This window comes from Psychromonas arctica (assembly GCF_038155225.1).
Lineage (GTDB): Bacteria > Pseudomonadota > Gammaproteobacteria > Enterobacterales > Psychromonadaceae > Psychromonas > Psychromonas arctica_B.
The window spans coordinates 96455-105140 of sequence record NZ_JBAKBA010000011.1 but is presented as its reverse complement, the minus strand read 5'-3'; the positions used below and the strand labels follow the sequence as shown (position 1 = coordinate 105140).

Annotated in this window: 5 protein-coding genes; 4 read left to right on the top strand and 1 reads right to left on the bottom strand. The window is 36.9% G+C overall.

Annotated features, from left to right (window positions below):
- Positions 1-692: 692 nt before the first annotated feature.
- The 4 genes from rapA to pntB all read left to right on the top strand — a co-directional run bounded on the left by rapA (position 693) and on the right by pntB (position 7669).
- Entirely contained in the window at positions 693-3605 is a 2913-nt protein-coding gene (rapA, locus tag V6255_RS06755; protein ID WP_341627468.1) for an RNA polymerase-associated protein RapA, read from the top strand.
- A gap of 78 nt (positions 3606-3683) precedes the next feature.
- Complete coding sequence (locus tag V6255_RS06750; RefSeq protein WP_341627467.1) at positions 3684-4346, top strand: RluA family pseudouridine synthase; 663 nt, start codon at positions 3684-3686, stop codon at positions 4344-4346.
- Between the two features lie 408 nt (positions 4347-4754).
- A complete protein-coding gene (locus tag V6255_RS06745; RefSeq protein WP_341627466.1) occupies positions 4755-6296 on the top strand; it encodes a Re/Si-specific NAD(P)(+) transhydrogenase subunit alpha in 1542 nt (513 codons plus the stop codon).
- Positions 6297-6298: 2 nt separating this feature from the next.
- Positions 6299-7669, top strand: coding sequence for a Re/Si-specific NAD(P)(+) transhydrogenase subunit beta (gene pntB / locus V6255_RS06740; protein ID WP_341627465.1), 1371 nt, complete (start codon positions 6299-6301; stop codon positions 7667-7669).
- A gap of 367 nt (positions 7670-8036) precedes the next feature.
- On the opposite strand, the gene V6255_RS06735 is transcribed toward pntB, so the two are convergent.
- On the bottom strand, positions 8037-8495 hold the full coding sequence (locus V6255_RS06735) for an Lrp/AsnC family transcriptional regulator (RefSeq protein WP_341627464.1): 459 nt from the start codon (positions 8493-8495) through the stop codon (positions 8037-8039).
- Between the last annotated feature and the right edge of the window lie 191 nt (positions 8496-8686).

Genomic DNA, 8686 nt, shown 5'->3' with positions numbered 1-8686 from the left:
CTGCCGCCAGCGTTCAATCTGAGCCATGATCAAACTCTTCAATTTAAAGTTTAATGTGCACTTACTTTATATTTCAAAAGTAAAGTGCGACTCAATACTACTGACTAAAACTTACTGCTAATGACTCATATAAATATAAGCAATTAACAATTTATTATTCTGAAATAATGAATTATTTCGTGTGTCACTATTATTGATAGAGTAATCTATTTCACGAAGTGAAAAGTTACTGCCTTTACAAGAAAGGACTTTGATTTTTTTGAAATCACATCAACAACAAGTGCTCACACAGATTGTTTGATTAAATTGTTAAAGAGCGTGCCTTTCGGCTAGGCGGCGTATATTACGCGCCTTTCGAACAATGTCAACGTCTTATTTTAACTTAATTTCAAACCGAAGTTTGAATCGTTAACGCGTTTCTTTTATTCTCAGTCTTGGCTAGTGGCTTGCGCCTCCGTCCTTGTCTGTGCGGCGTATTATAGGGATCGCGAAACTATTCGCAAGCGTTTTATTACGATTAATTATCGTTTGCTTAAATAACAAACAACCCCTCATTTTCTTTCATTTATATGCTATTTTTATTTTCCCCGCATTTATTCTATTTAACGCTAGTATGTTTGATTAGGATTTAGGTAACATACGCGGCTTTTCTGCTATTAAGTTTTTTAGTTACAAATGATGAGTGAGTTTTTATGACATTTTCGTTAGGCCAGCGTTGGATTAGTGACGCGGAATCAGAGTTAGGTTTAGGTACTATTGTTGCAATTGAAGGACGTATGTTGACGCTGTTATTTCCAGCTTCAGGTGAACAACGCCTTTATTCTATTCAAGAAGCTCCCGTAACACGTGTTCGCTTTAATATAGGTGATGAAATATTAAGTCACGACGATTGGACTTTGTTAGTGACGGATATAGAAGAAAGTAACGAGATTATCACTTACATTGGTACACGTATCGATACTGGTGAAGAAGCTAGATTAAAAGAAACCTTCCTTAATAACTTTATAAAATTCAATAAACCTCAAGATAAATTGTTTGCTGGACAAATAGATAAATTCGATCGTTTTGTTTTACGTTATAAATCATTACTTAATCAACATGAACAACAACGCTCTCACTTACGTGGTTTATTAGGTGCAAGAGTCGATCTTATTCCACACCAATTTTATATTGCTGAAGAAGTTGGGCAACGTCATGCACCGCGTATTTTATTAGCAGATGAAGTTGGTTTAGGTAAAACAATCGAAGCAGGTTTAATCATCCACCAGCAATTAATTACTGGTCGCGCGAAACGTGTATTGATTGTTTTACCTGAAAATCTACAGCATCAGTGGTTAGTAGAAATGCTGCGCCGTTTTAATTTACATTTTAGTATTTTTGATGAATCACGCTGTGAAGAAGCTTATTTGGATGCAGTTAATCCATTTGATACTGAACAATTAGTGTTGTGTAGTATTGATTTAATTCGTAAACAAAAACATTTAAAGAATGCATTACTGGCGACTTGGGACTTATTAATTGTAGATGAAGCTCATCACCTTATTTGGGATAAAGAAAAACCAAGTGCTCAATATAACGCAATAGAAAAACTGGCTAACGCTATTCCAGGTGTATTGTTATTAACGGCAACGCCTGATCAACTTGGTCATGAAAGTCACTTTGCTCGATTACGTTTACTTGATCCTAATCGTTTCTATGATTACCAAGCATTTGTTAATGAAGAAGCAGGGTATAAACCAGTTGTAGATGCAGTAAACCAACTGTTAGATGGAAAGTTTTTAAGTGACGATGCAAAAAATAGTATTACTGAATTGTTATCTGAACAAGATGTTGAACCTTTATTAAATGTAATCACTGATATTACTATTGATGAAGCTGAGCAACAATCTGCACAACAAGAGTTAATCCGCGGTTTATTAGATAGACATGGTACTGGTCGTCTATTATTTAGAAATACGCGTTCTGCTATTAAAGGTTTTCCAAAACGCTTATTAAAATCAGTTGCTTTACCGTTACCTGACCAATATAAAACAGCAATGAAAGTCTCTAAAATGATGCCTGTTGGTGATATTGCACAACAAGCTTTCACGGCATTATATCCAGAGCAAATTTATCAAGCATTTGAAGCTTCAACCGATAACTCATGGTGTGCATTTGATCCTCGTATTAACTGGTTGATCGATCTGATCCAACAGAATAAAAATGAGAAGATCTTAATCATCGCTGCACAAGCACAAACCGCTTTAGCCATTGAAGAAGCATTACGTACTAGAGAAGCCATTAAAGCAGCTGTATTCCATGAAGGTTTATCATTAATTGAACGTGATAAGTCAGCAGCCTACTTTGCACAAGTTGAAGACGGTGCTCAAGTCATGGTGTGTTCTGAAATTGGGTCTGAAGGACGTAACTTCCAATTTGCTCATCACCTGGTTTTATTTGATCTACCGATTAACCCTGATTTATTAGAACAACGCATTGGCCGTTTAGATCGTATTGGACAACGTTGTGATATACAAATCTATACTCCTTACTTAAAAGATACATCGCAGGAATTTCTGCAACAATGGTATGAGCAAGGTTTGTCTGCCTTTACGCAAACAACTCCTACTGGCCATACGGTTTACGAAGCAGTTAAAGACCAATTAATTAGTTTATTAGCAACGGGTGATAACAGTGATAATCAACTCGACAAACTGATCCAACATACATCAACATTGAATAACGAATTAAAAACTAATTTAGAGCAAGGTCGCGATAAGTTATTAGAAATCAATTCAAGTGGTGTATTACAAAACAGTAACTTGCTAGATGACATTACAGAGATGGATCAACTTCCCCATTTTACTGGTTTTGCATTACAGATGTTCGATGTTCTAGGTGTACAACAAGAAGATAGCAGTGAACATTGCTTAATTTTAAAACCAACTGAGCACATGCTAGCTTCTGATTATGCCGGCTTACCAGAAGATGGTGTAACAGTTACTTTTAATCGCCAAACCGCATTAAGCCGTGATGATGTATCTTATTTAACATGGGAACATCCAATCATTACTAATGGATTAGATATTGTATTAAGTTCAGAGATAGGCACTACGTCGGTTGCGATCTTAAAGAACAATTCATTACCAGCAGCATCAACTTTTTTAGAGTTAATTTATGTTGTTGAAGCGATCAATACTGATAATGCACAATTAAGCCGTTTCTTACCAACGACACCGATTCGTTTGTTATTGGATAAAAATGCCAAGAACTTAGGTGAAAATGTTACTTTTGATAGCTTTAATCGCCAATTAACCCCCATTAATCGTCATATTAGTCGTAAAGTAGCCGCAGCTTCACAATCATTGATTGATCAGCTGATTAAACAATCATTGCCTACCGCACAAAGCTTAATGGCAGATATCATTGATGAAGCGAAACAAAATATGCAGCATACTTTGCAGCAAGAAAGTGCTCGTTTATTAGCTTTAAAAGCAGTGAATCCAAATATTCGTGAAGATGAGATTCAATATTTAAGTGATCAACAAGCGAACTTTGAACAAATACTCGATAATACGCAGCTAAAATTAGATGCTATTCGCTTTATTGTTTCAACTCACTCGTAATACATCACCATAAAGCATAGGCGATAAATAATTCCTTTATCGCCTTATCTCTTTAAGCTTCAATACAGATAATTAATTATGCCAAACTTTGTTTATAACCCACCAATGCATCCGTACTTAGATATTATCCATCAAGATGAAGATATCGTTGTATTGAATAAACCATCAGGCTTATTAAGTGTACCTGGCCGCGATACTTGGCATAAAGACAGTTTAGCTTTACGTATTCTTCGTGTTTGGCCCAATGCATGTGTAGTACATCGATTAGACATGGCCACATCTGGCATTATCGTTTTAGCGTTACGAAAGTCTGCGCAAAGCCATATGGGTCGTCAATTCCAACAAAAAATTATTGATAAAACCTATTTTGCACGTGTAGAAGGGATCATAGAGCAAGACGCAGGATTAATTGATTTACCGTTACGCTGTGATTGGGAAAATAGACCCAGACAAATGGTAGATTTTGAGCAAGGTAAAAGCTCACAAACAGAATGGCAGGTAGTCAAAAGAGAAAGTAATACAACGTTAGTCAAACTCACTCCCCTTACCGGTCGAACACACCAATTACGAGTACACATGCAACAATTAGGTCATCCCATTGTAGGTGATGAGTTTTACGCAACCGAATTTGGTAAACAGATATCACCTCAACGCTTAGCTTTACATGCGGCCAGTATTACATTAACTCATCCCACAACTGAATTACGTGTTAGCTTTGAATGCCCTCCTCCTTTTATATAAAAAACGTTTTATATAAAAAACTTTGTATAACTAACCTAGTAAAAATTTAACATAATCGTAGCAAATTAAGCAGATAAGCCCTTTCCATTAACATCACGTTAACAAGTGAAGCTTCTTATTATTAATGGTTATATTAAGTAACCTTAATGTTGCATAAAAAGCCTTTAAAGCACCTTAAAATGGTGGCGTAAGCGTTGTTTTTTCACTAAGCTTTAGCATGGTGAAATTTTTTGTCATAAATAACAACCCAGAAAACTTTACAAAAACAATCATATAAATTGTCCTTTGTATGTAAGTGTTAAATATCAATAAGGCAAAAGATGTTCTCAATCTAATTGACCTTTTTTAATGACACGTAAGATACACTTTTTATAACCATTTATTACAATAAGCGATCATGGAATTACTATGCAGATAGGTATACCTAAAGAGATCCAAGAAAATGAAAACCGCGTAGCCGCAACACCAAATACTGTTGCCCTATTGATTAAACAAGGTTTCACTTTTCTTGTAGAACAAAATGCGGGAACAGCGGCTAGCTTTTCTGATTTAACTTACCAAGAAGCAGGTGCTGAAATTAGCGCTGATGCGGCAACGGTTTTACAATCAGATATTATTTTTAAAGTAAACGCTCCTACCCAAGCTGAAATTGAACTAATCAAAGAAGGCGCAACACTTGTTAGCTTTATTTGGCCAGCTCAAAACCCTGAATTATTAAAACAGCTAGAAGCTAAGAATATCAGCGTGATTGCGATGGACAGTGTTCCTCGTACTTCTCGTGCACAAGCTTTAGACGCACTGAGTTCAATGGCAAATATTGCCGGTTACCGTGCTGTTATTGAAGCAGCAAACCAATTTGGTCGTTTCTTTACAGGTCAAATTACGGCTGCTGGTAAAGTACCACCTGCAAAAGTACTGATTGTTGGTGCTGGTGTTGCTGGACTTGCTGCTTTAGGTGCCGCTGGTAGCTTAGGCGCAATCGTTCGTGCATTTGATACTCGCCCTGAAGTAAAAGAACAAATCGAAAGTATGGGTGCTGAGTTCCTTGAAGTGAACTACGTTGAAGAAACCGAAGTAAGCACTACTGGTTACGCAAAAACCATGAGTGAAGGTTACCAACAAGCACAAGCAGAAATGATGGCTGAACAAGCTAAAGATGTTGATATCATCATTACTACTGCGCTTATCCCAGGTAAACCTGCACCTAAGATCATCACTGAAGCGATGATCAAGTCAATGAAATCTGGCAGTGTCATTGTCGATTTAGCAGCAGCCGCTGGCGGTAATGCAGCATTAACAGTAAAAGATGAAGTCTTTACTACTGAAAATGGCGTAAAAATAATTGGTTACACCGACTTACCAAGTCGTTTACCAACACAATCAAGCCAACTTTACTCAACTAACTTAGTTAACTTAATGAAACTACTTTGTAAAAACAAAGATGGTCAAATTAATATCGACTTTGAAGATGAAGTTATTCGTGGTGCAACGGTTGTTAAAGAAGGTGAAATTTCTTGGCCACCACCAGCTATCAACGTCAGTGCTGCACCTCAAGCAAAAGTTGAAGAAAAAGTTGAAGTGGTCGTTGAAGAAAAAGAACCAAACAAATGGATCAAACCTGCTGTAGCGATTGTTGCTGCTGGTTTATTCGGTTGGTTAGCAAGCGTAGCGCCTTCAGACTTCTTAGCACATTTCACTGTATTTATGCTGGCATGTATTGTTGGTTATGGCGTAGTTTGGAATGTTGCACATTCTCTACATACTCCATTAATGAGTGTGACAAATGCAATCAGTGGCATCATCGTAATTGGTGCATTGCTACAAGTCGGTAGTGACAATAACGCTGTTACTGCTCTATCTACGATTGCGATACTAATTGCAACCATCAACATCGTGGGCGGTTTTACCGTGACACACCGTATGTTGAAAATGTTCCAAAAGGATAAATAAATATGTCTCAAGGATTAATTACAGCTGCTTATATCATTGCAGCCATCCTATTTATTGCCAGCCTTAATGGTTTAAGCAGTCAAGAAAGTGCAAAGCGCGGTAACTACTTCGGTATTATAGGTATGATAATCGCAGTCATTGCAACGATTGCAAGCTCGCAAGTATCGGGTTTAGGTTACATTACGATTGCAATGGCAGTCGGTGCTGGTATTGGTGTTCGTTTAGCATTAAAAGTTGAAATGACTTCAATGCCTGAACTTATCGCAATCTTGCATAGCTTTGTAGGCTTAGCGGCAACCTTTATCGGTTTCAACTCATACTTAGACCATGCTGTTTTAGCACCAGCGGCTCAAACAATTCATGACGTTGAAGTATTTTTAGGCATATTCATTGGTGCAGTGACATTCACTGGTTCAATCGTTGCTTATTGTAAACTGAGTGGAAAAATAAACAGTGCTGCGTTATCACTACCAGGTAAGAACTGGATCAATATTGCAGCGGTTACTTCAGCAGCATTATTACTGGTTGCCTTTGTAAGTGGTGACTTAGGTCTTACTGCATTAATCATTATGACAGTGATTGCATTAGCATTCGGTTGGCATTTAGTAGCTTCTATTGGTGGTGCAGATATGCCAGTAGTTGTTTCAATGCTTAACTCTTACTCAGGTTGGGCTGCGGCAGCAACTGGTTTCATGCTAGCAAATGACTTATTAATCATCACTGGTGCATTAGTAGGTTCAAGTGGTGCAATTCTGTCTTACATTATGTGTAAAGCAATGAATCGTTCATTCGTAAGCGTAATCTTAGGTGGTTTCGGTACAGAAACATTTGCCCAAGGCGACCAAGAGTACGGCGAGCATAATGAAACAACAGCACAAGAAGTAGCAGCATCGCTAAATGCAGCGAAAAACATCATTATTGTACCTGGATACGGTATGGCTGTTGCTCAAGCACAATACCCTGTTGCTGAAATTACTAAGCGCCTACGTGCTAAAGGTAAAAATGTACGCTTCGGTATTCACCCTGTTGCAGGACGTCTACCTGGTCACATGAATGTATTATTAGCTGAGTCTAAAGTACCTTACGATATCGTATTAGAAATGGATGAAATCAACGAAGATTTCCCTAGCACTGATGTGGTATTGGTTATTGGTGCAAATGATACAGTTAACCCAGCTGCAAACGAACCAGGTACACCGATTTCAGGTATGCCAGTACTAAGTGTTTGGGAAGCAGAGAAAGTAGTTGTGTTTAAACGTTCAATGGGCGCTGGCTATGCTGGTGTACAAAACCCACTGTTCTTTAAAGAGAACTCTGAAATGTTATTAGGTGATGCAAAAGCATCTGTCGATGCAATTTTAGCTAACCTATAATTTATAAATTTATAAACAATTAATAAGCTTATAAATAAGTAATAACATTCACTCAAAAAGCCGAATCAATTGATTCGGCTTTTTTATTGGTACATTCTCACTTTCTTATACACTCTCTCACTTCCTTATATACTCTCGTTTTTATTTATTAGCGCTGACCTATCAATTATTAACATTAACTTACCAAGACTAATTCTTAACTTATACCGATTACATTAAATAAGTGATCTAAATTTTGCGCAGGAAAAACAACTTAGTTCAAGGCGAAAATTGAGCTAAATGGTTGTTCCCTTTACGAAATTTACAACGAAGAAATAAGTTATTTTAACAAGTAAAATAGATAACTTAATTAGTGTGATTGGTATTATTACAGTTCAATGGCTGTACTGTGTTTTACTGTGCGTAATGACACTGATGTATGAAACTTTCTAATATTCAAATCTGTGTGTAATACGCGATCTACAAAGGCTTCATAGGCCTGAATATCTTGAACACAAACAATCAGCACAAAATCGTATGCGCCTGATATTTGATAACATTGCATCACTTCGTTAGCTTGAATAATTGAGTGTTTAAATTTCTGATAAATATCTGCTCTATCTCGTTCCATCTCAATAGAGACAATCAAGGTCATTTTATTACCCGCAAACTGTGCATCAATGATTGAAACATCACTGATAATGACTCCACCTTCTCGCAAACGTTTAACTCGCTTTAAACAAGCAGGTGCGGATAACCCCACTTTTGCAGCAAGCTCAATATTAGGTAACCGGTTATTTTTTTGCAGCGACATTAATATCGCACGATCAATTCTATCTACATCCATTAGATTGCCTCACGCCATGATTTACTTTAAAGCTAACTCACTCTCATTACTTTCCAAAACAAATTATTTCTTTAAAACCACATTATTTAAAACCATATTTCCTTTACCCAAGCCAAAAAGAAATATTAAAAATAGAATCAGTCATATTTGAAATTTTCATTCAGTCTTATTATGTATCATATAACCTATTA